Below are 25,030 nucleotides of genomic sequence, written 5' to 3'. Positions count from 1 at the left end.
GCGCTGGCGCTCGCGCCGTCCTACGTGCCGCTTTCCTCGATCAGCCACTGCCGGAACGCCCGCGCGGCCGCCGGCTCGGCGCGGTCGCGTGGCCACGCCACGTAGTAGCCGCCGCCCAGCGACGCACTGGCGTCGCACGCGCGCACCAGCAGGCCGGCCGCCAGGCAGCGGTCGATCATGTAGCGCCATCCCAGCACGATGCCCTGGCCCTCGATGGCCATCTGCACCAGCACCGGATAGGTATTGGCCACCAGCTCGCGCTCGAAACGCGTCTCGCGCAGGCCGTTGCGCGCGAACCAGGCCGGCCACGACATCCAGATGCGCTGGGCGTCTTCCAGCACCAGCAGCGACTCGCGCGGCAGGTCGGCCACCGACAGCGTTCGGCCATTGAGGTACGACGGCGCGCAGACCGGGAACACTTCCTCGTCATAGAGCCGCTGCGCGGCGATGCCGCTGGGCGCGCCCTCGCGCAGGTAGTAGATGCCGACGTCGAAATCGGTACCCGACAGCGACGCCAGGCTGTCGTTGACCAGCAGCCGCACGTGGAAGTCCGGATGCCGCGCGCGGAACGCGGCCAGGCGCGGCGTCAGCCACAGCACGGCCACGCCCGACGAACAGGCCACGGTCAGCTCGACCTGGCCCTTGCGCTTCATCACGTCCTCGGTGGCTTCGGCACAGCGCACCAGCAGCCGCTGCACCTGCTCGGCGTATTGCTGGCCGCTCACGGTCAGCCGCAACGCGCGCGGCTCGCGGATAAACAGCTTCTTGCCAAGGAATCGTTCGAGCTGCGCCACCTGCCGGCTGATGGCGCTCTGCGTCAGATGCAGCTCGGCCGCGGCCTTGGTGAAACTGCCGTGCCGCATCGCCGATTCGAACGCGACAAGACAGGGCAACGGGGGCAGGGGGGTGATGCGCATGGGGGCGTCAGGCAGTGGCAGCGGTAGTGCCATGATAGACGCAAGGGGTGTGCCAGAGGGGGGTGATGGTGCGGGCCGCGGCCTGGCGTGGTTTGCTCCCCTCTCCCGCTCGCGGGAGAGGGGTCGGGGGAGAGGGCCAGCGGTCCAAACCGGGACAAGCCGCATCGGAACTGCATTGCCCTCTCCCCCAGCCCCTCTCCCACTTCGCGGGAGAGGGGAGCAAAACCGGCGGTGTTGCGGGAAGAAGCCGCTACCGGCTCACCGCTCCCCGTAAACCTTCCCCGCCTGCATCACCATCGTGATGCGGGCGTCGGGGCCGGCCAGTACGCCGATGTCGGTCAGCGGGTTGCCGTCGACGAGCAGCACGTCGGCCATGGCGCCGGCCTGGACCACGCCCAGTTCGCCTTCGCGCTGCAGGATCTCGGCGGCGATCGAGGTGGCGGAGCGCAGCGCTTCGGCGTTGCCCAGCAGTTCGGCGCGGATCAGGAATTCCTCGGACTGGTACTGGTGCATCTCGCCCAGCAGGTCGGAGCCGAAGCCCATCGGCACGCCGGCCTCGGCGTAGATGGCCAGCGAGTCGCGGCCGGCCTGGCGCACGGTCTCGATCTTGGCTACCGAGTCGGCCGGCAGGCCCAGGCGGGCGCCGTCGCGGGCCAGCGCGTCGTAGGTGATCAGCGTGGGCACCACGTAGGCGCCGTGCTCGCGCATCACGCGCGCGGCTTCTGCATCGACGAGGTTGCCGTGCTCGATCGTCCGCACGCCGCAGCGCACGGCGCGGGCGATGGCGCGGCCCGTGTAGGCGTGGGCCATCACGTAGGTCTGCGCGGCCTCGGCCTCGGCCACGATGGCGCGCATCTCGTCCTCGCTGTACTGGGTGTGGCCGATCGGGTCGGTCGGCGACGCCACGCCGCCAGACGCCATGATCTTGATCTGCGTGGCGCCTTTCTGGATCTCCTCGCGCACGGCCAGCCGCACGGCGTCCACGCCGTCCACCACGCGGGCGATGGCGCCGGCGCGGAACGCGCACGAGCACGGCTCCAGCGTGTCCGAACGGGGCCGGAAGTCGCCGTGGCCGCCGGTCTGGGACAGCGCCTTGCCCGACGGGAAGATGCGCGGCCCGGGAATCAGCCCCGTGGCCACGGCCTGGGACAGGCCCCAGTCGGCGCCGCCGGCGTCACGCACGGTAGTGAAGCCGCGCTCCAGCATGCCGCGCATGATCGGCATGGCGCGGAAGGCCACCAGCACGTTCGGCTGCACCGCGTTCAGGCCAAGGTTGGCCAGCGACGCCAGCACGTGCACGTGCAGGTCGATCAGCCCCGGCATCACGGTCTTGCCGGTCGCGTCGATGGTGCGGGCCTGCGGCGCGTGGATCGGCGTGGCGCTGACGTCGACGATGCGGTCGCCGTCGATCAGCACGTCATGGCGCGGCAGCAGCGTGCCGCGCACGGGGTCTAGGACGTTGCCGCCCTGGAGCAGGATCTGGGTCATCTGGACTTCGCGGTTACTTCGATTGCAGGTAGGCCGGCTCGCGCACCAGGCGCGTGCCGCAGAAGCTGATGGCGGCCGCGATCATCACGTAGATGGCCGGCGCCATGGTGCTGCCGGTGCTGGCGATCAGCCACGTGATGAAGAACGAGGCAAAGCCGCCGAAGATCGTCACGGCCAGGTTGTAGGCCACGGACAGGCCGGTGGACAGCACCTTGGCCGGGAACAGCTCGGCAAACGCGGCCAGGATGGGGCCCGTGTAGGCGGCAATCAGCACGCCGAACACGATCTGGAACACCAGCAGCGACGCCAGGCCCGGCGCGTGGTTGATGTACGCGAACATCGGCCATGCCAGCACGAAGATCAGCGCGGCGGCGCCCGACAGCAGCCCGCGGCGGCCGATGCGGTCGGCCATCATGCCCACGATGGGCGCGAACACCATGATCGCCAGGCCGCCGGCCATGCCGGCCACGAAGCCGGTGGACTGCGGCACCTTGAGCACCTTCACGGCGTAGGTCGGCATGTAGAACAGCAGCACGTAGGTGCAGACCGTCCACAGGATCACCATCGAGAAGCTGGCGGCGGTCTGGCGCGGGTAGTCGCGCAGCACCTCGGTCAGCGGCGAATCGGTCTTGTCGGTGGTGGCCTGGAACGTCGGCGTCTCGTCGAGGTTGTTGCGGATGTAGAACCCCACCGGGCCGATGATCATGCCGATCAGGAACGGCAGGCGCCAGCCCCAGCTATTGAGCGCCTCGGGGCTCAGCGTCGAGGTGACGAACGTGCCCACGGCGGCACCCAGCAGCACGGCCACGCCGATGCTGGCCTGGATCCAGCTCGAATAGTAGGCGCGCTGCGTCTCCGGGGCGTACTCGGTCAGGAAGGCGGTGGCGCCGCCCATCTCGCCGCCGGCGGAGAAGCCCTGCATCAGCCGGGCCACCACGATCAGCAGCGGCGCGAACAGGCCGATCTGGTCATACGTGGGCGCGATGCCGATCAGCGTGGTGCCGGCCGCCATCAGCAGGATGGTCAGCGACAGCGCGGCCTTGCGGCCCACGCGGTCGGCGTAGACGCCCAGGATGATGCCGCCCACGGGGCGCATGAAGAAGCCCACGCCGAACGTGGCCACGGCCAGCAGCAGCGATGACAGGTCGTTCCCTGTGGGGAAGAAAAGTTTGGCGATGATCACGGCAAAGAAGCTGTACACCGTGAAGTCGAACCATTCGAGGCCGTTGCCGATCACCGTGGCGATGATGGCGCGGCGGCGTTGACTGGCCCCGATGGGGGGCACCGTCTCCGCATAGGCGGGGGCGCTGGCTTGCATGTCTCTCTCTCTCCCTGTTTGGCAGAACGCTGGGAAGCCTGTTCTTGTTTCAGGCTCTGGCCGATGGTAGGGGTGCCGTGCCGGGCGCGAGAAACGATATCTGCGCATGGTCGCATGACGCCAGCGCATGGCTGGCCCGCGCCGCCGCTGGAACTAGGCCGCGCCGTTGATGCGCCCCAGCGCGCCCGTCACGCCGTACGCGCACAGCATTTCCAGCTGCGCGGCCACGGTGTCGACAAAGACCGGCGACTGCGCAAGGTCGCCAAACACCGGCGCAAAGCCGGCGATGATCCGCACGCGCGCCTGTTCGCGTGTGCGGGGATCGAACAGTTTTTCGGTCTCGCGCGCGGCGCGGGCCATCGCGTCGGCCAGCGCCGGGGCCAGCGGGTCTTCGATCGGGAAGGCGTTGCCGGCTTCGTCGTAGCCGCGCAGGAAGTGCAGCCACGCGGCCACGCCCAGCGCCAGGCGCGGAAACGGCTGGCCGGCGGCCAGGCGGTCGCGGATCGGCGCCAGCAGCCGCTGCGGAATCTTCTGCGAGCCATCCATGGCGATCTGGCGCGTGCGATGACCCAGCGCCGGGTTGGTAAAGCGTGGCAGCAGGCTGGCGCGGTAGGCGTCCACGTCGAGCCCGGGCAGCGGCGGCAGCGTGGGCTGGGTCTCGCGCGCCATGGTGTCGGCGATGAACGTGTGCACGGCCGGCTGGGCGATCACGCGGTCGGTGGTGGGCCAGCCGGCCAGCACGCCCATGTAGGCCATCATCGACTGGCTGCCGTTGACCAGCCGGTGCTTGAGCACCTCGAACGGCCGCGCCTCGGCCACGAACTGCGCGCCGCCGGCTTCCCACTGCGGACGGCCAGCCGCAAAGCGGTCCTCGATCACCCACTGGAAGAACGGCTCGCCGACCACGGGCCAGGCGTCGTACAGGCCCAGCGCGCCGGACACCTGCGCGACGTCGTCGGGGGTGGTGCGCGGCACGATGCGATCCACCATCGTGTTCGGAAACGGGCAGCGCGCGGCCACCCAGTCGTGCAGCGCCGGGTCCATCTGCGCGCAGAAGGCCAGCAGCACGCGGCGCAGCGTGTCGCCATTGGCGGCCAGGTTGTCGCACGACAGCAGCGTCACGGGCCCCAGCCCGCGCTCCATCCGCCGTGCCAGCCCACGCGCCAGGTAGCCGATGGCGGTGACCGGATGGGTGGCGCCGGACAGGTCCTCGACGATGCCACGGTCCTGGCGGTTCAGCTCGCCGGTGGCCGGGTCGTGGCAGTAGCCTTTCTCGGTGACGGTCAGGCTGACGATGTGGGTGTCGCGGTGCGCGATACGGTCCAGCACGACCTCGGGGTCTTCCTCGGCCACCAGCACGTCCAGCACGGCGCCCACCACCTGCAGCGTCTGCGCCGTGGCGCTGCGCAGCGCCAGCGTATACAGGCTGTCCTGCGGCTTGAGCGCGTCGCGCGTGTCGGGCCGGCGCAGCGACACGCCCACGATGCCCCAGCGCAGACCGTCCTCGCCGGCCGCCTCGATGGCTGCCTCGGTGATCTCGGCCTGGTGGCCGCGATGGAACGCGCCGATGCCCAGGTGGACGATGCCGGCGCGCAGCCGGTCACGCGGATAGCCGGGGCGGCGCACGGCGGCCGGCAGGGCCGCGAGCCGGCCCGGGTGCAGGCGGGGCAACTGTTCGATATCGCTCATCACGGTCTCCGTTGTTTGTCGGCCTGCCCGTTTGTCCGCCTGTCCGCCTGCGCCGGTGCCCCGCGCTACCAGTGCCACAGCGTGCCGTCGTGGGCCAGCCGGTTCACGGGCAGGTAGGCGCGCTGGTACGGGTAGCGGGCCGCCAGCGCCTCGTCGATGTCGACGCCATGGCCCGGCGCATCGCCGGGGTACATCATGCCGTCCGCGAACGTGTACGCGTGCGGGAACACGGCGTCGGTCTCCTCGGTGTGGCGCATGTACTCCTGGATGCCGAAGTTGGGCACCCAGATGTCGAAGTGCAGCGCCGCGCCCATGCAGGCCGGCGACAGGTCCGTGGCGCCGTGGCAGCCGGTGCGCACCTGGTACATCGCCGCAAAGTCGGCAATCCGGCGCAAATGGGTGATGCCGCCGGCGTGCACCACCGTCGCACGAATATAGTCGATCAACTGTTCCTCGATCAGCGTGCGGCAGTCCCAGATGCTGTTGAAGACCTCGCCCACGGCCAGCGGCGTGACCGTGTGCTGGCGGATCAGCCGGAACGCGCGCTGGTCCTCGGCCGGCGTGGCGTCCTCGATCCAGAACAGCCGGAACGGCTCCAGCGACTTGCCCAGCCGGCCCGCCTCGATCGGCGTCAGCCGGTGGTGGACGTCGTGCAGCAGGTGGATGTCCGGGCCCACGGCGTCGCGCACCTTGTCGAACAGCTTCGGCGTGTGATCGAGGTAGCGCTCGGTGCTCCAGTCGTGCTCGGACGGCAGGCTCGCGTCGGCCGGCTCGTAGAACAGCCGGTCGCCGGACACGCCATAGACCTTGTTGAGCCCCGGCACGCCCGACTGCGCACGGATGGCCTTGTAGCCCATCTCCTTGTAGCGCAGCACTTCTTCCACCGTGTGGCCGATGTCGCTGCCGTTGGCATGGCCGTAGACCATCACGCCGGTGCGGCTCTTGCCGCCCAGCAACTGGTACAGCGGCAGGTTGGCGGCCTTGGCCTTGATGTCCCAGAGCGCGGTGTCCACGGCGGCGATGGCGCTCATCGTCACCGGGCCGCGCCGCCAGTAGGCACCGCGGTACAGGTACTGCCAGATGTCCTCGGTCTGGTGCGGGTCGCGGCCGATCAGGCACGGGATGACGTGGTCCTCCAGGTAGCTGACGACGGCCAGTTCGCGGCCGTTGAGCGTGGCGTCGCCGATGCCGGTCAGCCCTTCGTCGGTCTCGATCTTGAGCGTGACAAAGTTGCGCCCCGGGCAGCAGACGATGACGCGCGCGTTGGTGATCTTCATGCAGGGTCTCCGGAAGTCCAGCGGGTTGTCACATCACGGCGCCCAGCGCCCACGGCACGAACTCGTTCTGCCCGTAGCCGTGCTGCTCGCTGCGCGTCTGGCGGCCCGACGCGGTGTCCAGCATCAGCCGGAAAATGGCGGCGCCCTTGTCGGCAATCGTCGCGTCGCCGTCCAGGATGTCGCCGCAGTTGATGTCGATGTCTTCGGCCTGCCGCTGCCACAGCGCGGTATTGGTCGACAGCTTCAGCGACGGCGCCGGCGCGCAGCCGTAGGCGGACCCGCGCCCGGTCGTGAAGCAGATCAGGTTGGCGCCGCCGGCCACCTGGCCCGTGGCCGAGACCGGGTCGTAGCCGGGCGTGTCCATGAAGACCAGTCCGCGCGCCTGCACGGGCTGCGCGAATTCGTAGACCTCCACGAGGTTGGTGGTGCCGCTCTTGGTCACGGCGCCGAGCGACTTTTCCAGGATCGTGGTCAGCCCGCCGGCCTTGTTGCCGGCCGACGGGTTGTTGTCCATGTTGCCCGCGTGGCGGGCCGTATAGGCTTCCCACCAGCGGATGCGGGCCAGCAGGCGCTCGGCCACGGCCGGCGACACGGCGCGCCGTGTCAGCAGGTGCTCGGCGCCGTAGATCTCGGGCGTCTCGGACAGGATGGCGGTGCCGCCCTGCGCCACCAGCAGGTCGACGGCGGCGCCCAGCGCCGGGTTGGCCGTGATGCCCGAGTAGCCATCCGACCCGCCGCACTGCAGCCCCACGACGATGTGGCTGGCCGGCACCGGCTGGCGCGCCACGCGGTTGGCATCGGCCAGCAGCCCGCGCACCACGTCCACGCCACGCGCCACGGTGCGCGCGGTGCCGCCCGTGTCCTGGATGTTGAAGCTGTGCAGCCGCGCGCCGTTGGCCAGCGCCGCCAGGCCGGGCTCGGCCAGCAGCCCGTCGATCTGGTTCGTCTCGCAGCCCAGGCCCACCACCAGCACCGCCGCAAAGTTCGGATGGCGTGCGTAGCCGGCCAGCGTGCGGCGCAGCACGCGCAGGTTCTCGCCCTCGCTGTCGGTGGCGCAGCCGGCGCCGTGGGTCAGCGCCACCACGCCATCGACGTTGGGGTAGGGCGCCAGCGCCTCGGGGTGGATGTCGCGCCGGAAATGGTCGGCGATGGCGCGCGCCACGGTGGCCGAGCAGTTCACCGACGTCAGGATGCCGATGTAGTTGCGCGTGGCCACGCGGCCGTCGGCCCGCACGATGCCGTCGAAGGTCAGCGCCTCGGTGGCCAGCGGGGTGTCGCGCACGTCGCTGCCGGACGCCGGGTCGCGCGAGACATCGCCCATCGCCAGGTTGTGGGTGTGCACGTGCTGGCCCGGCGCGATGGCCTGCCGCGCAAAGCCGATCACCTGGTTGTAGCGCCGCACGGGCGCGCCCTCGGCAATGGCGCGCACGGCCACCTTGTGGCCCGGGGGGACGAGGCTCGCCACGGTCACGCCTTCGTCGCGCAGCACCGTGCCGGGCAGCAGCTGGCGGCATGCAATAACGATGTCGTCGGCGGGATGGATGCGGATGACTGCCGGTGCGGACATGCGGCGCTCCGTCGGGGTCAGTTGGACCAGCCGCCGTCGATGACCTGCGCGGTGCCGGTGGTGAACGCCGATTCGTCGGACGCCAGGTAGACGGCCAGCGCGGCGACCTCGGCGGCGGTGCCGATGCGGCCCATCGGCTGGCGCGCGATGAAGTCGGCCTCTACCTGGGCCAGCGTCTTGCCGGCGGCGGCGGCCTGCTGGCTGATGCGCTGGCGCAGCGACGGCGATTCCACGGTGCCGGGGCAGATGGCGTTGCAGCGGATGCCGCGCGTGATGAAATCGGCCGCCACGGCCTTGGTCATGCCGATCACGGCCGCCTTGGACGCACCGTAGACGAACCGGTTCGGCGCGCCCTTGATGCTGCTGGCCACCGACGCCATGTTGATGATCGACCCGCCGCCCGCGTCGAGCATCGCCGGCAGGAACGCCCGCATCATCCGGTACATCGCGCGCACGTTCAGGTTCATCGAGAAGTCGAAGGCGGCGTCGTCGCAGTCCAGGATCGAGCCGTGATGGACAAAGCCGGCGCCGTTGAACAGCACGTCGATGCGGCCGATCTCGCGCGCGGCGGCCTCGACGGCGCCGCCATCGGTCACGTCCAGCCGGCGGGCCTGGCAGCCCGGCAGCGCGGCCAGCGCCGCCAGCGTCTCGGGGTTGATGTCGGCGGCGTGCACCTGCGCGCCTTCGCGCAGGAACGCCTCGGCCGTGGCGCGGCCGATGCCCTGGCCGGCGGCGGTGACCAGCGCGATCTTGCCGGCGAGTCGTTGCGACATGGATGGCTCCTTGGGTGCGGGTCGTTATCGGACAAACGAACAAAGGCGGGGGCGGCGCGTGCCGTCACTTGCCGCCGACGAGGTTGGGCAGCCACATCACGATCTGCGGCACGTAGGTGATGGCGATCAGTGTCAGGAACAGCGGCGCCAGCCACGGCAGGATGGCCACCGTGGTGCGCTCCACCGACAGCCTGGCCACGCGCGCCAGCACGAACAGCACCATGCCCAGCGGCGGGTGCAGCAGGCCGATCATCAGGTTCAGCGTCATGATCAGGCCGAAGTGGATGGGGTCGACGCCAAGCTTGAGCACGATGGGCAGCAGGATCGGCACCAGGATCGTGATGGCGGCCGTGGTGTCGATGAAGCAGCCGACGATCAGGATCAGCACGTTGGCCAGCAGCAGGAACACCCACTTGTTCTGGGTGAAGGACAGGATGGCGTCGGCCAGCGCCTGGGCGGCCTGGCTGGTGGTCAGCAGCCAGGCGAAGATCGACGCCGCCGTGACGATGAACAGCACCGACGCGGTGGTCTCGATCGTGTCGAGCGTGGCCTTGGCCAGCGCCCGCAGCGTCATCGACCGGTAGCGCACCAGGCCCAGGAACAGCGCCCAGATCACGGCGGCCACGGCGGCCTCGGTGGGCGTGAACCAGCCCAGCGTCATGCCGCCGATCAGGATCACGGGCGCCATCAGCGCCATCACGGCCGAGAAGTCGAAGTACCAGTCCAGCGCCAGCAGCACCACCAGCGCGATCATCGCGGCCATGTTGGTCGACATGCCGGCCGACACGGCCAGCCAGATCGCCATCGGGAACGCCAGCACCACCACGATCTCCACGGTGGCCGCGCCCAGCAGCTTCCACGAGAATGCGGTGTCGCCGCCCCAGCCGCGCCGGTGCGCGATCCACGCCACGGTGGCCATCATGAACAGCGTCAGCACCAGCCCCGGCACGATGCCGGCCAGGAACAGCGAGCCGATCGACACGTTGGCCATCATCCCGTAGATCACGAACGGCAGCGACGGCGGGATGATGGGCCCCAGCGTGGCCGACGCGGCGGTCACGCCCACGGCGAACTCGGTCTCGTAGCCGTGGTCCTTCATCGCCTTGATCTCGATGGTGCCCAGCCCGGCCGCGTCGGCAATGGCCGTGCCGCTCATGCCCGAGAAGATCACCGAGCCGATGATGTTGACGTGGCCCAGCCCGCCGCGCATCCAGCCCACCAGCGCCACGGCGAAGTTGTAGATGCGGCCGGTGATGCCGGCCACGTTCATCAGGTTGCCGGCCAGGATGAAGAACGGCACGGCCAGCAGCGGAAAGCTCTCGACGCCGGCGATCATCCGCTGCGCCAGGATCACGTCGGGCACGGTGCCGCTGGCCCAGATGTAGAACAGCGACGCCAGCGCCATCGACACGGCCACGGGCATGCCCACCAGCATCAGCAGCAGGAACGATGCAATCAGGATCCACATGCGGCGCTCCTCAGTTGTCCGGCGCCTCGAACGCCGCCGGGCGCTCCAGGATCGAATAGCCGCGCCGCCAGTTCTGCACGGTCACCTGCAGCGACCGCCCGAACATCAGCACGAAACCCGCCAGCGCAATCCAGTACACGTGGCCCTTGTTCCATTCGATGGTGGTCATGGGCTCGTCGCCGACGATGCCGATGAACTTCCAGACCAGCCAGCACGCGTAGCCCAGGAACGCGGTGCGCAGCACGTCGACCAGCGTCGACAGCACGCGCGCCGGGCCGTGCGGCAGGTAGCGGTAGATCAGGTCCACCTGGATGTGGCGGCTCTTGCGCACGCACATCGACGCGCCGATGAAGACCACGCCGATCAGGCAGTAAGTGGCCAGCTCCTCCGTCCACGCCAGCGAGTCGTTCATCACGTAGCGCGTGAAGAACTGCAGGAAGACCAGGATCGTCATGACCCAGAACAGGCCCACCGTGAACCAGTCCTCAGTGGCGTAGCCGGACAGGTCCACCGGCTGCGCGTCGGCCTCCTCGAAGCTCTGGACGATTTCCTCGACCGAGGTCATGTGCGGGGCGCCCGCGGGCGGACTCGGGGCATCCCGGTCCGGCGGCAGGGCCTGGGAACGCATTTCCATTGGATGTCTCCGTTCCGTTGGTGGGACTGTGCGGGAGTGTTTTCTCCCCTCTCCCGCGCGCGGGAGAGGGGCCGGGGGAGAGGGCGTCGAGGTGCAAGTTGCGACGGGTCCGACGTGGAACCACCGGCCCTCACCCCCAGCCCTCTCCCGCCAGGGCGGGAGCCGGATAGCGCGCTACTTCACCGCCTGGATCTTCTCCCAGTCGGCTTTGCGGTAGCCCTGGGATTCCACGCTGACGTTCTTGAGCACCGCGTCGCGGTATTCCGGGATGCTGACCTCGGTCACCGTGATGCCTTTCTGCTTGAACACGGCCACCAGCTCCTTCTCGCGCGCCACCACGTCGGCCGTGGCCTTGGCGGCGGCTTCCTGCGCCACCTCGGCAAACATCTTGCGCTCGGGCTCGGACAGCTTCTTCCAGAGCGCGCCGGAGATGATCGTGTTCAGGTGGTCGACGATATGGCCCGTCAGCACGATGTACTTCTGCACCTCGTAGAACTTCTTCGCCTCGATCGTCGTCAGCGGGTTTTCCTGCGCCTCGACGGTGCCGTTCTGCAGCGCCAGGTAGACCTCGGCGAACGCGATGGGCGATGTGTTCACGCCGCACGCGCGCGGCATGGCCAGGTAGGCCGGCACGTCGGGCACGCGCATCTTCAGGCCCTTCATCTCGGCGCAGTGCGAGAACGGCTTGTTCGACGTGGACTGCCGCGTGCCGTAGTACGTGGTGGCCACGATGTGGTTGCCCGTCTTCTGCTCGTAGCCGGCCGTCAGTTCCTTGTAGATGTCGCTCCGGGTGTAGGCCAGCAGGTGGTCGGGATTGCGGAAGATGTACGGGTAGTAGGTCACGCCGATGCGCGGGAACGACTTGGCCGCGAAGCTGGAGCCCGAGATGATCATGTCCACGGTGCCCATCGCCAGGCCCTGGTTGATGTCGTTCTCCTTGCCAAGCTGCGACGCCGGGAAGACGTCGATCTGGTACTTGCCGTTGCTGCGCTTCCTGATCTCTTCGGCTGCCCACACGGACCACTTGTGGAATGGCTCGGACGTCTCGTAGACGTGGGCCCACTTGAGCTTGGTCGGCGCGGCCTGCTGGGCCTGGGCGGGGGTGGTCAGGGCGGCGGCCAGCAGCAGGCCGGCACCGAGCATGGACGACAACAGACGGCGGCGATGCATCATGAATGTCTCCTATCCGTGAAGATACCGCCGGCCTTTATCGGATGGCCGGTCGGCGGCGAGGGGGCGGAACGTCACCCGGTCAACTGAACCTTGGTACTGCGCGACTTGTCCGCGGCCAGCCGGAACGCCTCTGCCGCCTGCGCCAGCGGTAGCTGCGCGGACAGCAGCGGGCGCACGTCGAGCCGCCGGCTGGTCAGGTATTGCACGGCCCAGTCGAACTCGCGGCCGAAGCGGAACGCGCCCACGTAGTCGAGTTCGCGCGCCATGATGTTGTTGGCGGGGAAGTGCAGCCCCTCGGCCGGCAGCGTGCCGACCTGGACGATGCGCCCGCCGCGCCGCGTGGCGGCCAGGCAGGTGTCCAGCGCCGCCGGGCTGCCGGCCGCTTCCAGGCTGACATCGGCAATGTCCTGCCACGCGCTGGCTGGCGCCTCGGTTGTCAGGATCGCCTCGTCGGCACCCACGGACAGCGCCACGTCCAGCGGCCGCCGCGCGATGTCGCAGACGACGATCTTTGCCGCGCCGGCCAGCCGGGCCGCCATCACGGCCAGGCTGCCGATGGTGCCGCCGCCCGTGACCAGCACGGTCTTGCCCAGCAGGTCGCCCGCGCGGTGCACGCCGTGCAGCGCCACCGACAGCGGCTCGGCAAACGCGAGCTCGCCCAGCGAGATATCGGCGGTCACCGGCGTCAGTTGCGCCTCGTGCATCAGAAAGTGCTGCCGGAACATGCCCTGCACGTGCGGATACACGCTGGCGCTGCCCAGGAATCGCATCTGGCGGCATAGGTTGTCGCGGCCGGCGCGGCAGTAGTCGCACTGGCCGCACGCGTGCGACGGGTTGATCGCCACCTTCATGCCCGGCGCCAGGCGCGTGACGGCGCTGCCCACGGCCTCGACGATGCCGGACGCCTCGTGGCCCGGCGTCAGCGACTCGCGGATCACGAACGCGCCGACCTTGCCGTGGAAGTAGTAGTGCAGGTCCGACCCGCAGATGCCGGCGGCGCCCAGCCGCACCAGCACCTCGTGCGGGCCCGGCGCGGCCGGTTCGACGTCGGAGAAGCGCAGGTCCTCGCTGGCGTGGATATGGCAGGTCAGGGACATCACGACTCCTCCGTCGACAGTCTCGCGTCCTTGGCGTGGCCCGGCCACGCCGCGTAGAAGCGGCTGTGCGACCGCTCCAGGTGCTCGCACATCGCGCTGCGGGCCTGGTCGGGGGCGCCCAGCGCGATGGCGTCGATCACGGCGCGGTGCTCGGCAATGGCGGCGGCCCAGCTCTCCGCGTTCTCGAAGTGGTTGCCGAACTGCGCGAACAGCGGGTTGTGGCGCTCGTCGAACAGCTCGGCCACCAGCCGCAGCAGCACGGCGTTCTCGGCTACCTCGGCAATGCGCAGGTGGAACATCCGGTCGCCGCGCACGGGAATGTTGCCGCCGCCGGCTTCTTCCTCCATCAGCGCGACCGATTCGGCCAGCGCGTCCAGCAGCGGCGGGGTGCAGTGGCGCGCGGCGCCGGCCGCCAGTTCGCCCTCGATGATCTGCCGGGCGCGAATCACGTCCAGCGGCGGGGCGGCCACCACGCCGGCCGGCCGGCCCGCGTCGGCGGCGCAGGCATAGATGCCCGATCCCATCCGCACCTCGACCAGTCCTTCCACTTCCAGCGCGATCAGCGCCTCGCGCACCGACGGGCGCGACACGCCAAGCTGCACCGCCAGATCGCGCTCGGGCGGCAGCCGCGAACCGACGGGAAACTCGCCCGACTCGATCAGCCGGCGCAACTGGTCGGCAATCTGGCGGTAAAGGCGACGCGGTTCGATCTGCTGAAGCGGCATGGGGATTCCCGGCAGAGCAGCGGACAAATGGTCAAGCGGTCAGACCAATTTCTAGGCGACTTCGGTCCCCCCTTCAAGGAAAAGTTGTGGCGCGCCGCAGCATGGCCGTCACTTCAATTTACGCAGGCCGTGCCGCCCAAAACTACCGGCCGGGCCATTCGGCGGCAGGATTGTCCATGCCGGCCGCTACCGGGCGGCGTTCGCTATGTCGTTGAAAACGTTGAGGAATTTTCGATGAAACGCGCGTGCGGCGGCTGGCGTGCTTATGCGGGCCCCGCATTTGCTACTAAGCTTGGTTGGGACTGTCCGGTTCGCGGGCAGTCTGACGTGTTCCATCTGTGAGGAGATCACGATGAAAACGAAGACGTTAATACCCGCCGTCCTGGTCGCCGCCGGCATGCTCGCCGTGCCGTTCGCACAGGCCCAGCAACAGCAACAGGTGCCCGGTCAGACGCAACCCGCCGGTCCCCGGCCGATGCCCTCTCCCGGCCAGGCTGGCGCCATGCCGCCTACCGCCACGCCGATGCCACCCGCCACGGGCGGCCGCCAGCCGAGCGGGATGTCGCAGGGGCAAGGCATGTCGCAGGGGCAGGGCATGTCCCAAGGCCAGGGCATGCAGGGGCAGGGTCAGGGCATGCAGGGGCAGGGGCAGGGCATGTCCCAGCCAGGCAGCCGCCCGTCGGGCGCAATGTCGTCCAGCCCTTCCATGGGCTCGCAGCCGATGGGCGCCCAGTCGCCGTACGCGCCCAAGAAGTGGAGCAAGGGGGACAAGCTGCCCGCCGAATTCCGTGACCGCCAGTACGTGATCGACAAGTACAAGGACTACAACCTGCCGGCCCCGCGCAAGGGCCACCACTGGGTCGGCGTCGGCGCCGACTACTACCAGGTATCGTCCAACGGGACGATCTACTCGGTGGGGCCGGGAGGAAGCTGATCCCCCGGTGGATGGGCAAGACAAAACGCGCCGGAGGTCCGGCGCGTTTTTTACTGGTCAGCCCGGCAGTGCATCATAAGTCACCAGGAACACCTGGTCGTCGCCGGCGCTGACCGACAGCCAGACGATGTCCAGGTCCGGGAACGCCGCTTCCACGTTGGCGCGTTCGTTGCCGATTTCGACGACCAGCACGCCGCCCGGGTTCAGGCGCTTGCGGGCGCCCGCGACGATCCGGCGCACGATGTCCATGCCGTCGTCGCCGCCGGCCAGCGCCAGGCGCGGCTCGGCCAGGTACTCGGCCGGCAGTTCGCGCATCGACTGTTCGTTGACGTAGGGCGGGTTGGTCAGGATCACGTCGTAGGTGGCCCCCGACGGCAGCGGCGCGTAGAGGTCGCCCTCGTACAGCGCGATGCGGTCTTCCATCTTGTAGTCGGCCACGTTGCGGCGGGCCACGGCCAGCGCGTCGGGCGAGATGTCTACCGCGTCGATGCGGGCGGCGGGCCAGACGTGGGCCGCGATGATCGGCAGGCAGCCCGAGCCGGTGCAAAGCTCCAGCACCGGGCCGATCTGCGCCGTATCGCCCAGCCACGGCTCCAGGCCGTCCTGCAGCAGTTCGCCGATGAAGCTGCGCGGCACGATCACGCGCGAATCCACGTAGAAGCGCAGGCCGTGCATGAACGCCTCGTGCGTGATGTACGCGGCGGGCACGCGCTCGGTCACGCGGCGGTCGATGACCTTGAGCACCGCGTCCACTTCCTCGGGCAGCAGGCGGGCGTCCAGGAACGGGTCCAGCGTGTCCAGCGGCAGGTTCAGCGTGTGCAGCACCAGGTAGGCGGCTTCGTCGTAGGCGTTGGCGCTGCCGTGCCCGAACGACAGCCGGGCGGCCGTGAAGCGGGAGACGGCCAGGCGCAGCAGGTCGCGGACGGTCTGGAGAGGGGAGGTATTGGCCATGTGCGGACCCCGGAAATCAGGCGATCAGGCGTTCGAGCACGCCACGGTAGACATTCTTGAGCGGCTCGATGAAGCGCACTTCCACGTGTTCGTCGATCTTGTGGATGCTGGCGTTCGGCGGGCCGAATTCGATGACCTGCGGGCAGATCCGGGCGATGAAGCGGCCGTCGGACGTGCCGCCGGTGGTCGACAGCTCGGTGGTCACGCCCGTCTCGGCGGCGATGGCGGCCGACAGCGCGTCCGACAACTCGCCGCGCGGCGTCAGGAACGGCTCGCCGCCGAGCGTCCAGTCCAGCGTGTAGTCGAGCCCGTGCTGGTCCAGGATCGCGTGCACGCGCTGCTTCAGGCCGTCCGGCGTGCTGGCCGTCGAGAAGCGGAAGTTGAAGTCGATCGTCACATGGCCCGGAATCACGTTCGTGGCGCCGGTGCCGGCGTGGATATTCGACATCTGCCACGTTGTCGGCGGGAAGTATTCGTTGCCGGCGTCCCACGTCTGGGCCACTAGCGCGGTCAGCGCCGGCGCGACCAGGTGGATCGGGTTGCGCGCCAGGTGCGGGTAGGCGATATGGCCCTGCACGCCCCTGACCGTCAGCTTGCCCGACAGCGACCCGCGGCGGCCGTTCTTGACCATGTCGCCCAGCGTGTCGACCGAGGTCGGCTCGCCGACCACGCAGTAGTCCAGCCGCTCGCCGCGCGCGGCCAGGGCCTCCACGACCTTGACCGTGCCGTCGTGCGCCGGGCCTTCCTCGTCGCTCGTGATCAGGAACGCGATGGAGCCGGCGTGGTCCGGATGGGCGGCGACGAATTCCTCGCAGGCCACCACGAAGCCGGCGATCGACGTCTTCATGTCGGCCGCGCCGCGCCCGTAGAGCTTGCCGTCGCGGTGGGTGGGCTCGAACGGGTCCGACGACCACTGCTCCAGCGGGCCGGTGGGCACCACGTCGGTATGGCCGGCAAAGGCCAGCAGCTTGCCCGCCGTGCCCTGCGTGCCACGCCGCACCGCCCAGAGGTTGGTCACGCGGAAGGTGTCAGGGCCGCTGACGATGTTCTCGCAGGTAAAGCCAAGCGCGCGCAGGCGTGCTTCGAGCACGGCCTGGCAGCCTTCGTCGGCAGGGGTGACCGAGCGGCGGCGCATCAGGTCTTCGGTCAGGGCAAGGGTCGGATTCATGGGGCAGGTGGAGCGGAAAACGTCAGAACAGCGAGGCGTAGGTGTCGGCGGAAAAACCGACGCTGACCTGGCCATCGCGGTCGAGGACCGGGCGCTTGATCAGCGACGGGCTGGCCTGCATCAGGGCCACGGCGCCAGCTTCGCTCTCCGCGCGGGCCTTGTCCGCATCGGACAGCGCGCGGTAGGTGGTGCCTTTCTTGTTCAGCAGCACAGCCAGCGGCACGTGCTTGAGCCAGGCGTTGAGCATGGCGGCGTCGACGCCCTGTTTCTTGAAATCGTGGAACGTGTAGGCGACGCCGTTCGTGTCCAGCCACGTGCGGGCTTTCTTGACGGTGTCGCAGTTGGGAATGCCGTAGAGCAGGACGGTCATGGTGCCGGGTGCGGAATAGGGGTAGCGGGAAAGCCGCGGGATGGGCTGGCGCGGTCAGCGGAACAGCAGGTTGATCGCGATGACCAGCCCGCCCAGGCCGAATGCCACGCCGGCCATGGCCACGGCGGTCATCAGGCGCAGCCGGCGGTCCAGCCGGCCGGCCTCCTTGCGCAGCGCCTCGATGGTGATGGCGTGCTGCTCGGCCAGCATCTTGACCGCCTCGGCCTGCTGCACGGCCGCGGCCTCCAGTTCCGCGATGCGCGCGGCCGGGTCGCGCGGCTCGGCGCTGTCGGCGGGCGCGGCATCGTCCTTGCGCTTGCCTTTCTTGAGCTTCTCGATGGTCTTGTTGGCCTGTTCGAGGATGGTGGGCAGCAGGGAGAGCACGGTACTGACGGTAGCGGGGTCGAGGGCCATGAGTCGCTTGCGGAGGGATGGCATCGGCGGGGTGTCCGGCCGCCGGGGCGGGCCCGGCGGCAGGCGCGACGGATCAGTCGCGCAGCAGGTCGTTCAGGCTGGTCTTGGCGCGGGTCTGGGCGTCCACCTTCTTGACGATCACGGCGCAGTACAGGCTGTACTTGCCGTCCTTCGACGGCAGGTTGCCGGCCACCACGACCGACCCGGCCGGCACGCGGCCGTAGTGGATCTCGCCGGTCTCGCGGTCGTAGATCTTGGTCGACTGGCCCAGGTACACGCCCATCGAGATGACCGAGTTCTCTTCCACGATCACGCCTTCCACCACTTCCGAACGGGCGCCGATGAAGCAGTTGTCCTCGATGATGACCGGGTTGGCCTGCAGCGGCTCCAGCACGCCGCCGATGCCCACGCCGCCCGACAGGTGAACGTTCTTGCCGATCTGCGCGCACGAGCCCACGGTGGCCCAGGTGTCGACCATCGTGCCTTCGTCCACGTAGGCGCCGATGTTCGTGTACGACGGCATCAGCACGGCGTTCTTGGCAATGTACGAGCCACGGCGGGCCACGGCCGGCGGCACCACGCGGAAGCCGGCGCGGGCAAAGTCTTCCTGGCTCCAGTTGGCGAACTTGGTGGGCACCTTGTCGTAGAACTGGGCAAAGCCGCCGGCGCTCATCGGCGCGTTGTCTTCCAGGCGGAACGACAGCAGCACGGCCTTCTTGACCCACTGGTTGACGATCCATTCCTTGCCTTGCTTCTCGGCCACGCGCAGCGAGCCGTTGTCGAGCTGCGAAATCACGTTGGCCACGGCTTCGCGGATATCGTTCGGCGCGGACTTCGGGCTCAGGCTGGTGCGGTCTTCCCAGGCCTGGTCGATCAGGGCTTGCAGAGCTTGCGTCATGATGGTGTTCTCGGTAGTGATTGTGTTCAGGGGAAGGCGCCGGAAGCTTTGCGCCCCGGCGCCAGGGCATTCGATCGGTGAAGCAGGAAAAAGCGTGCGCGCCGCGTCAGCCCAGCGACTTGCAGAACTCGACGATCCGGCGCGCGCCCTCCAGGCATTCGTCGGGCGTGGCCACCAGGGCCATGCGCACGCGGTTGCGGCCGGGGTTCACGCCGTGGGCATCGCGCGCCAGGTAGCTGCCGGGCAGCACGGCCACGTTCTGTTCGGCCAGCAGGCGCACCGCGAATTCGGTATCGGTCAGGCCCGTGCGCGAGACGTCGGCCCAGAGGTAGAACGCCGCGTCGGGCAGGGCCACGTCCAGCACCTCGGCCAGCAGCGGCGTGACCTCGGCAAACTTGCGCACGTAGGCGGCTCGGTTGTCGCGCACGTGCGACTCGTCGCGCCACGCGGCCACGCTGGCGGCCTGCACGGCCGGGTTCAGCGCCGCGCCGTGGTAGGTGCGGTACAGCAGGAACTTGCGCAGGATGGCCGCGTCGCCGGCCACGAAGCCCGAGCGCAGGCCCGGCACGTTGGACCGCTTGGACAGGCTGGAGAACATCACCAGCCGCTCGAAGCCCCGGCCCAGCTTGTGGGCGGCTTCCAGCGCGCCCAACGGCGGCGTGGCCTCGTCGAAATAGATCTCGGAATAGCACTCGTCCGACGCGATCACGAAGCCGTAGCGGTCGGACAGGTCGAACAACTGCTTCCAGTCGTCCAGCGACAGCACGGCACCCGTGGGGTTGCCCGGCGAGCAGACGTAGAGCAGCTGCACGCGGGGCCAGACGTCGGCGCCGATCTGGTCGAACGCGGGCGCGAAGTTGCGGGCCGGGTCGCTGTTGGCAAAGACCGGCCGGGCGCCGGCCAGCAGGGCCGCGCCTTCGTAGATCTGGTAGAACGGGTTCGGGCACAGCACCAGCGGGTCGGGCTGGCTGGCGTCGATGACGGTCTGCGCGAACGCGAACAGCGCCTCGCGGGATCCGCTGACCGGCAGCACCTCGGTGGCGGCATCGACCTTCGGCAGCCCGTAGCGGCGCTCCAGCCAGCCGGCGATGGTCTCGCGCAGTTCGCTGGTGCCAGCCGTGGCCGGGTAGACGGCCAGCCCGGACAGCGACGCGGTCATCGCGTCCTTGATGAACTGCGGCGTGGGATGCTTGGGTTCGCCGATGCCGAAGCTGATGGCCGGCTTGTCGGCCGGTTTCACATCGGCCACCAGCCCGCGCAGTTTCTCGAAAGGATAGGTCTGGAGCAGGTCGAGGCGCGGATTCACGGTGGCAGGCGGGGCGGCGGTTGAAACGCAGCATTATAAAGGAATGCCGCGCGCCGCCACAGGCGCCGTGCCGGCCGTGCGGCGCCGGCGCCGCGGGCCTGTGGCAAGGCCTCAGTACAGCATCACGCGGGACACCATGGCGACGATCGGCCGCCTGACCAGGCTCTCCAGCCGCGCGTGCAGGTGCAGGGGCCGCAACAGCATCTTGACCGTCATCTCGATCGGCAGATGGCGCCGCACCACTGCGCTGCAGCGCGAGTTCAGCGCCCGGACTTCGCGCTCGGGCACGTCCTCGCGGCCCTGTTCCACGCGCAGCACGTTGCGCAGCGCGATCTCGGTATCCTCGTTCTTGATTTCGAGCAGCCGGCGCGCCAGCGCCGACAGCACCTTGCCGCGCCCAAGCCGCTCGCGGTCGCTCAACTCGTTGAAATAGCGGAAGAAATGCTTGTAGTGGCGCACCTCGTCGCTGGCGATGCGCCGGGAGAGGTCGCGCAGCACCGGCTCGTCGCTGGCCTGCTCCAGCGCCCGGTAGTAGGACGCCGTGCCGGTCTCCACCACGCAGCGGGCCGCCATTTCCAGCGCCAGGGTCGGCTCGAAGTTGTCGATCGAACAGGTGGCGCTGTACTCCTCGAAGAACCGGCGATAGCCCAGTTCCCAGTCGAAATCGGGCCAGACGTGCTCGACGTAGCGGCGCAGGGCCAGGCCGTGCTGCAGTTCCTCGGCCTCCCAGTGGCGCGACAGCCATTCGGCGGCCTCGGGCACGGCGGCGTAGTAGCTGGCCAGGTTGCCGGCGTAGGTGTCGGACCCGCTCTCGACGAACGAGGCCCCGACGAGCAGGTAGAACAGGGTGCGGTTGTCGCGGACGCGTGCGACGTCGATGGCAGCGTAGTCGATGTCGGCAATCGACCAGGGCAGGTCGGCCGGCGCCTGGGCCGGCGGTGTTGCAGTCATGCTCGATCCTCCTGCGGCGGTGCGGCGGGGACAGCGCTTGCCAGAGGGGTCTCCGGCGTCACGCCAACCATTGCAAAGACTAGCACTAACCCTGATTAGTTTCAGTCCGGCCGGGCGGTGTGACGTTTTCATGAAACAACGAGCCGGTGTGGAAAACGCTTGCAGAATCGCGCGCAACCCTCGGAAAGTTATGGCTTTTCGGTTTGAGCGGAACGTCGCGGAGCGGCGGGCGTCGCGGGCGATAAAGCGGCCGACCCATGGATTGGCGATGGTATGATTAGCGCCAATCTATCGGGCCCCGGGGGCATTTTGCGGCGCAGGCGTCACGCCATGCCGTGTTCTCCGGCATGGGCCCGGCATTTCCCAATTCGTATCGCCCAAACCACACGACAACCGTGCGACTGTCCTCGATCAAGCTGGCGGGCTTCAAGTCCTTCGTCGATCCCACCAATTTTCAAGTGCCGGGCCAACTGGTCGGCATCGTAGGTCCCAACGGCTGCGGCAAGTCCAACATCATCGACGCGGTGCGCTGGGTGCTGGGTGAGTCACGTGCGTCGGAGCTGCGCGGCGAATCCATGCAGGACGTGATCTTCAACGGCTCCACGGCGCGCAAGCAGGCCGGCCGGGCCAGCGTGGAACTGGTCTTCGACAACGCCGAAGGCCGCGCCGCCGGGCAATGGAGCCAGTACGCCGAAGTGGCGGTCAAGCGCGTGCTGACGCGCGATGGCACCTCGTCCTACTACATCAACAACCAGCCGGTGCGCCGCAAGGACATCCAGGACATCTTCCTGGGCACCGGCCTGGGCCCGCGCGCCTACGCGATCATCGGGCAGGGCATGATCTCGCGGATCATCGAGGCCAAGCCTGACGACATGCGGATCTTCCTGGAAGAAGCGGCCGGCGTGTCGAAGTACAAGGAACGCCGCCGCGAGACCGAGAACCGGCTGTCGGACACCCGCGAGAACCTGACCCGCGTGGAAGACATCCTGCGCGAACTGGGCAACAACCTGGAAAAGCTGGAAGGCCAGGCCGAGGTGGCGCAGCGCTTCCGCCAGTTGCAGTCCGAAGGCGAGGAAAAGCAGCACCTGCTGTGGCTGCTGCGCAAGCGCGAGGCGCAGGCCGAGCAGGAGCGGCACGCCCGGGCCATCGAGCAGGCGCAGATCGACCTGGAAGCCCAGACCGCCCAGTTGCGCCACGTCGAGGCCGAGCTGGAGACGATGCGCGCGGCCCACTACGCGGCGTCGGACGGCATGCACGCCGCCCAGGGCGCGCTCTACGAAGCCAATGCCGAAGTCAGCAAGCTCGAAGCCGAGATCCGCTACGTGGTGGAATCGCGCAACCGGCTGCAGGCGCAGATCGCCGCGCTGACCGCCCAGCGCGAGCAGTGGCAGGGCAAGGCCGACCAGGCCAACGACGACATCGCGCAGGCCGAGGAAGACCTGGCGCTGGCCGAGGCCCGCACGCTCGAAGCCCAGGACACCGTGGCCCAGAAGAGCGAGGAACTGCCGACGCTGGAAGCGCAATGGCGCGACGCCCAGCAGAAGCTCAACGACCAGCGCAGCGGCATCATGCAGGCCGAGCAGGCGCTGAAGCTCGAAGCGGCGCACCAGCGCAACGCCAACCAGATGCTGCAGCAGCTTGAGCAGCGCAAGGAACGCCTGAAGGGCGAGGAACAGGGGCTGGACCGGCCCGACGAGGTGCGTCTGGAAGAACTCCGGATGGACCTGGCCGAGCAGGAAGCCATGCAGGAGGAAGCGCAGGCCGCGCTGACCGAGGCCGAGGAAGCGCTGCCGCGCCTGGATGCTGAGCGCCGCGCCGCGCAGGAGCGCGTGACCAGCGAGGCCGCCGCCATCGCCTCGCTCGACGCCCGCCTGGCGGCCCTGCGCCAGTTGCAGGAAAGCGTGCAGGCCGACGGCAAGGTCCAGCCGTGGCTGGAGCGCCACGGGCTGGCCGAGCTGCCGCGCCTGTGGAAGAAAGTCCATATTGAGCCGGGCTGGGAAAACGCGCTGGAATCGGTGCTGCGCGAGAAGCTCGCGGCGCTGGAAGTGTCCGACCTGGACGGGATCAAGGGTTTCCTGTCCGATGCCCCGCCCGCCAAGCTGGCGTTCTACACGCCGCCGGCCGCCGCGCGGCCCGTCGAGGCCCCGGCCGGGCTGCGGCCGCTGATGTCGCTGGTGCAGATCACCGAGCCGGGCATCCGCGCCGTGATGCAGGAATGGCTGGCCGATGTCTACACGGCCACCGACCTGCCGCAGGCGCTGGCCGCCCGCCACACGCTGCCCGAAGGCGCCCAGTTCGTGGTGGCCGACGGCCATCTGGTGGGCCGCAACGGCATCCAGATCTACGCCGCCGATTCCGAGCAGGCCGGCATGCTGGCCCGCGAGCAGGAAATCGAGAACCTGCAGAAGCAGTCGCGCGCGCAACTGCTGCTGGCCGACGAGGCCAAGTCGCAGGCCGTGCGCGCCGAGACGGCCTACACGCACGCCAGCACCACGCTGATCGAGGCCCGCGCCCGGGCCGAGCAGGCCACGCGCCGCGTGCACGCGCTGCAGATGGACGTGCTCAAGCTGTCGCAGGCCATGGAGCGCTTTTCGGCCCGCAGCAACCAGATCCGCGAGGAACTGGCCGAGATCGACGCCCAGATCGACGAACAGCGCGCGATCCGCGCCGAATCCGAGGCGAGCTTCGAACAGCACGATACGCAGCTGGCCGAGCTGCAGGCGTCGCACGAGGACCAGCAGATGGCCTTCGACGCGCTGGATACCCGGCTCACGAACGCGCGCCAGCAGTTGCGCGACCTCGAACGCGCCGCCCAGGAGGCCGTGTTCGCCGAGCGCAACCTGTCCGGCCGCATCGACGAGCTGCGCCGCAACATCCAGATGGCCGCCGACCAGAGCGAGCGCGTGGCCGAATCACTGGAAAACGCCCGCGCCGAGCTGGAAACGATCAACGAGCAGACCGCCAACACCGGCCTGCAGGAAGCGCTGGAAGTGCGCGCCGAGAAGGAACAGAAGCTGGCCGCCGCGCGCATCGAGCTGGACGCGCTGTCGGCCCAGCTACGCCAGTTCGACGAACAGCGGCTGGCCGCCGAGCGCAGCCTGCAGCCGCTGCGCGACCGCATCACCGAATACCAGCTCAAGGAGCAGGCCGCGCGCCTGAACCAGGAGCAGTTCACCGAGCAACTGGCCACGGCCGAGGTGGACGAGGCCGCGCTGGCCCAGAAGCTGACCGGCGACCTGAAGCCGTCGTACCTGCAGGGCGAGGTGACGCGCCTGAACAACGCGATCAACGCGCTGGGCCCCGTCAACATGGCGGCGCTGGACGAACTGGCCGCCGCGCGCGAGCGCAAGACGTTCCTCGATGCCCAGTCGGCCGACCTGACCGACGCGATCAACACGCTGGAAGACGCCATCGCCAAGATCGACCAGGAAACCCGCGCGCTGCTGCAAGGCACGTTCGACCAGGTCAACCACCACTTCGGCGAGCTGTTCCCGTCGCTGTTCGGCGGCGGACAGGCGCGGCTGATCATGACCGGCGAGGAAATCCTCGACGCCGGCGTGCAGGTGATGGCCCAGCCGCCCGGCAAGAAGAACTCGACGATCCACCTGCTCTCGGGTGGCGAGAAGGCGCTGACGGCCATCGCGCTGGTGTTTGCGATGTTCCAGCTCAACCCGGCGCCGTTCTGCCTGCTGGACGAGGTGGACGCCCCGCTGGACGACGCCAACACCGAGCGCTACGCCAACATGGTGGCGCGTATGTCGGACAAGACACAGTTCGTTTTTATTTCCCACAACAAGATTGCGATGGAGATGGCCCACCAGTTGATTGGCGTGACGATGCAGGAGCAGGGGGTCTCGCGGATCGTGGCGGTGGACATGGATGCAGCCGTATCGATGGCGGAGGCCGCTTAAG

At 68.9% G+C, this 25,030-nt stretch carries 21 protein-coding genes; 2 read left to right on the top strand and 19 right to left on the bottom strand.

From position 1 onward, the window contains the following. Positions 1-20 precede the first annotated feature (20 nt). The 12 genes from EPAKOI_RS08885 to EPAKOI_RS08830 form a co-directional block, all read right to left on the bottom strand. Entirely contained in the window at positions 21-917 is an 897-nt protein-coding gene (locus tag EPAKOI_RS08885; RefSeq protein WP_124684122.1) for a LysR substrate-binding domain-containing protein, read from the bottom strand. Positions 918-1,175: 258 nt separating this feature from the next. Further along, entirely contained in the window at positions 1,176-2,405 is a 1,230-nt protein-coding gene (locus EPAKOI_RS08880; RefSeq protein WP_423192028.1) for an amidohydrolase family protein, read from the bottom strand. A gap of 13 nt (positions 2,406-2,418) precedes the next feature. Next, positions 2,419-3,723 carry an MFS transporter gene (locus EPAKOI_RS08875; RefSeq protein ID WP_124684124.1) on the bottom strand — a complete coding sequence of 435 codons (1,305 nt, stop codon included), beginning with the start codon at positions 3,721-3,723 and terminating at the stop codon, positions 2,419-2,421. Between the two features lie 153 nt (positions 3,724-3,876). Beyond that, complete coding sequence (locus EPAKOI_RS08870) at positions 3,877-5,412, bottom strand: mannitol dehydrogenase family protein (RefSeq protein ID WP_423192027.1); 1,536 nt, start codon at positions 5,410-5,412, stop codon at positions 3,877-3,879. Positions 5,413-5,477: 65 nt separating this feature from the next. Next, positions 5,478-6,689, bottom strand: a complete 1,212-nt coding sequence (gene manD / locus EPAKOI_RS08865) for a D-mannonate dehydratase ManD (RefSeq protein WP_124684126.1) — start codon at positions 6,687-6,689, stop codon at positions 5,478-5,480. A gap of 28 nt (positions 6,690-6,717) precedes the next feature. After that, complete coding sequence (locus EPAKOI_RS08860) at positions 6,718-8,256, bottom strand: UxaA family hydrolase (RefSeq protein WP_423192026.1); 1,539 nt, start codon at positions 8,254-8,256, stop codon at positions 6,718-6,720. 17 nt (positions 8,257-8,273) lie between these two features. Then, the gene (locus EPAKOI_RS08855; RefSeq protein ID WP_423192025.1) at positions 8,274-9,029 is read right to left on the bottom strand and encodes an SDR family oxidoreductase; all 756 of its coding nucleotides are present in this window, start codon (positions 9,027-9,029) and stop codon (positions 8,274-8,276) included. A gap of 64 nt (positions 9,030-9,093) precedes the next feature. Beyond that, complete coding sequence (locus EPAKOI_RS08850) at positions 9,094-10,497, bottom strand: TRAP transporter large permease (RefSeq protein ID WP_423192024.1); 1,404 nt, start codon at positions 10,495-10,497, stop codon at positions 9,094-9,096. 10 nt (positions 10,498-10,507) lie between these two features. Beyond that, a complete protein-coding gene (locus EPAKOI_RS08845) occupies positions 10,508-11,131 on the bottom strand; it encodes a TRAP transporter small permease (protein WP_124684130.1) in 624 nt (207 codons plus the stop codon). A gap of 174 nt (positions 11,132-11,305) precedes the next feature. After that, positions 11,306-12,301, bottom strand: a complete 996-nt coding sequence (locus EPAKOI_RS08840) for a sialic acid TRAP transporter substrate-binding protein SiaP (protein WP_124685097.1) — start codon at positions 12,299-12,301, stop codon at positions 11,306-11,308. Positions 12,302-12,375: 74 nt separating this feature from the next. Beyond that, the gene (locus EPAKOI_RS08835) at positions 12,376-13,401 is read right to left on the bottom strand and encodes an L-idonate 5-dehydrogenase (RefSeq protein WP_423192023.1); all 1,026 of its coding nucleotides are present in this window, start codon (positions 13,399-13,401) and stop codon (positions 12,376-12,378) included. Then, a complete protein-coding gene (locus tag EPAKOI_RS08830) occupies positions 13,401-14,126 on the bottom strand; it encodes a FadR/GntR family transcriptional regulator (RefSeq protein ID WP_124684132.1) in 726 nt (241 codons plus the stop codon). Before EPAKOI_RS08830 ends, EPAKOI_RS08835 begins: the two co-directional genes overlap by 1 nt. A 352-nt stretch (positions 14,127-14,478) precedes the next feature. Here EPAKOI_RS08830 and EPAKOI_RS08825 point away from each other — a divergent pair, with 352 nt between their 5' ends. Beyond that, on the top strand, positions 14,479-15,060 hold the full coding sequence (locus EPAKOI_RS08825; protein WP_253699830.1) for an RcnB family protein: 582 nt from the start codon (positions 14,479-14,481) through the stop codon (positions 15,058-15,060). A 57-nt stretch (positions 15,061-15,117) separates the two neighbouring features. On the opposite strand, the gene prmB is transcribed toward EPAKOI_RS08825, so the two are convergent. The 7 genes from prmB to EPAKOI_RS08790 form a co-directional block, all read right to left on the bottom strand. Then, the gene (gene prmB, locus EPAKOI_RS08820; RefSeq protein ID WP_423192022.1) at positions 15,118-16,011 is read right to left on the bottom strand and encodes a 50S ribosomal protein L3 N(5)-glutamine methyltransferase; all 894 of its coding nucleotides are present in this window, start codon (positions 16,009-16,011) and stop codon (positions 15,118-15,120) included. Between the two features lie 16 nt (positions 16,012-16,027). Then, a complete protein-coding gene (gene dapE, locus EPAKOI_RS08815) occupies positions 16,028-17,179 on the bottom strand; it encodes a succinyl-diaminopimelate desuccinylase (protein ID WP_423192021.1) in 1,152 nt (383 codons plus the stop codon). 22 nt (positions 17,180-17,201) lie between these two features. Continuing rightward, the gene (locus tag EPAKOI_RS08810) at positions 17,202-17,549 is read right to left on the bottom strand and encodes an arsenate reductase (RefSeq protein ID WP_124684135.1); all 348 of its coding nucleotides are present in this window, start codon (positions 17,547-17,549) and stop codon (positions 17,202-17,204) included. A gap of 54 nt (positions 17,550-17,603) precedes the next feature. Continuing rightward, positions 17,604-17,963, bottom strand: coding sequence for a hypothetical protein (locus tag EPAKOI_RS08805; protein ID WP_253699832.1), 360 nt, complete (start codon positions 17,961-17,963; stop codon positions 17,604-17,606). Positions 17,964-18,036: 73 nt separating this feature from the next. Beyond that, positions 18,037-18,861 (bottom strand): 2,3,4,5-tetrahydropyridine-2,6-dicarboxylate N-succinyltransferase, encoded by an 825-nt coding sequence (gene dapD, locus EPAKOI_RS08800; protein WP_124684137.1) that lies wholly within the window; start codon positions 18,859-18,861, stop codon positions 18,037-18,039. Between the two features lie 106 nt (positions 18,862-18,967). Next, positions 18,968-20,167, bottom strand: coding sequence for a succinyldiaminopimelate transaminase (gene dapC / locus EPAKOI_RS08795; RefSeq protein ID WP_423192020.1), 1,200 nt, complete (start codon positions 20,165-20,167; stop codon positions 18,968-18,970). Positions 20,168-20,278: 111 nt separating this feature from the next. Next, complete coding sequence (locus EPAKOI_RS08790; RefSeq protein ID WP_423192019.1) at positions 20,279-21,118, bottom strand: ferritin-like domain-containing protein; 840 nt, start codon at positions 21,116-21,118, stop codon at positions 20,279-20,281. Positions 21,119-21,513: 395 nt separating this feature from the next. On the opposite strand from EPAKOI_RS08790, the gene smc reads away from it, so the two are divergent. Then, positions 21,514-25,029 (top strand): chromosome segregation protein SMC, encoded by a 3,516-nt coding sequence (smc, locus tag EPAKOI_RS08785; protein WP_313836513.1) that lies wholly within the window; start codon positions 21,514-21,516, stop codon positions 25,027-25,029. Position 25,030: the final 1 nt, after the last annotated feature.

This window comes from Cupriavidus sp. H18C2, from assembly GCF_049393795.1.
Lineage (GTDB): Bacteria > Pseudomonadota > Gammaproteobacteria > Burkholderiales > Burkholderiaceae > Cupriavidus > Cupriavidus pauculus_C.
Note: the sequence above shows the minus strand (reverse complement) of the source record. Positions and strands in the feature narration are given on the sequence as shown.

What these genes read in the sequence shown, in the direction of transcription:
- EPAKOI_RS08885 (WP_124684122.1), bottom strand. Translation starts at nt 917, where the DNA reads ATGCGCATCACCCCCCTGCCCCCGTTGCCCTGTCTTGTCGCGTTCGAA.
- EPAKOI_RS08880 (WP_423192028.1), bottom strand. Translation starts at nt 2,405, where the DNA reads ATGACCCAGATCCTGCTCCAGGGCGGCAACGTCCTAGACCCCGTGCGC.
- EPAKOI_RS08875 (WP_124684124.1), bottom strand. Translation starts at nt 3,723, where the DNA reads ATGCAAGCCAGCGCCCCCGCCTATGCGGAGACGGTGCCCCCCATCGGG.
- EPAKOI_RS08870 (WP_423192027.1), bottom strand. Translation starts at nt 5,412, where the DNA reads ATGAGCGATATCGAACAGTTGCCCCGCCTGCACCCGGGCCGGCTCGCG.
- manD (WP_124684126.1), bottom strand. Translation starts at nt 6,689, where the DNA reads ATGAAGATCACCAACGCGCGCGTCATCGTCTGCTGCCCGGGGCGCAAC.
- EPAKOI_RS08860 (WP_423192026.1), bottom strand. Translation starts at nt 8,256, where the DNA reads ATGTCCGCACCGGCAGTCATCCGCATCCATCCCGCCGACGACATCGTT.
- EPAKOI_RS08855 (WP_423192025.1), bottom strand. Translation starts at nt 9,029, where the DNA reads ATGTCGCAACGACTCGCCGGCAAGATCGCGCTGGTCACCGCCGCCGGC.
- EPAKOI_RS08850 (WP_423192024.1), bottom strand. Translation starts at nt 10,497, where the DNA reads ATGTGGATCCTGATTGCATCGTTCCTGCTGCTGATGCTGGTGGGCATG.
- EPAKOI_RS08845 (WP_124684130.1), bottom strand. Translation starts at nt 11,131, where the DNA reads ATGGAAATGCGTTCCCAGGCCCTGCCGCCGGACCGGGATGCCCCGAGT.
- EPAKOI_RS08840 (WP_124685097.1), bottom strand. Translation starts at nt 12,301, where the DNA reads ATGCATCGCCGCCGTCTGTTGTCGTCCATGCTCGGTGCCGGCCTGCTG.
- EPAKOI_RS08835 (WP_423192023.1), bottom strand. Translation starts at nt 13,401, where the DNA reads ATGTCCCTGACCTGCCATATCCACGCCAGCGAGGACCTGCGCTTCTCC.
- EPAKOI_RS08830 (WP_124684132.1), bottom strand. Translation starts at nt 14,126, where the DNA reads ATGCCGCTTCAGCAGATCGAACCGCGTCGCCTTTACCGCCAGATTGCC.
- EPAKOI_RS08825 (WP_253699830.1), top strand. Translation starts at nt 14,479, where the DNA reads ATGAAAACGAAGACGTTAATACCCGCCGTCCTGGTCGCCGCCGGCATG.
- prmB (WP_423192022.1), bottom strand. Translation starts at nt 16,011, where the DNA reads ATGGCCAATACCTCCCCTCTCCAGACCGTCCGCGACCTGCTGCGCCTG.
- dapE (WP_423192021.1), bottom strand. Translation starts at nt 17,179, where the DNA reads ATGAATCCGACCCTTGCCCTGACCGAAGACCTGATGCGCCGCCGCTCG.
- EPAKOI_RS08810 (WP_124684135.1), bottom strand. Translation starts at nt 17,549, where the DNA reads ATGACCGTCCTGCTCTACGGCATTCCCAACTGCGACACCGTCAAGAAA.
- EPAKOI_RS08805 (WP_253699832.1), bottom strand. Translation starts at nt 17,963, where the DNA reads ATGGCCCTCGACCCCGCTACCGTCAGTACCGTGCTCTCCCTGCTGCCC.
- dapD (WP_124684137.1), bottom strand. Translation starts at nt 18,861, where the DNA reads ATGACGCAAGCTCTGCAAGCCCTGATCGACCAGGCCTGGGAAGACCGC.
- EPAKOI_RS08790 (WP_423192019.1), bottom strand. Translation starts at nt 21,118, where the DNA reads ATGACTGCAACACCGCCGGCCCAGGCGCCGGCCGACCTGCCCTGGTCG.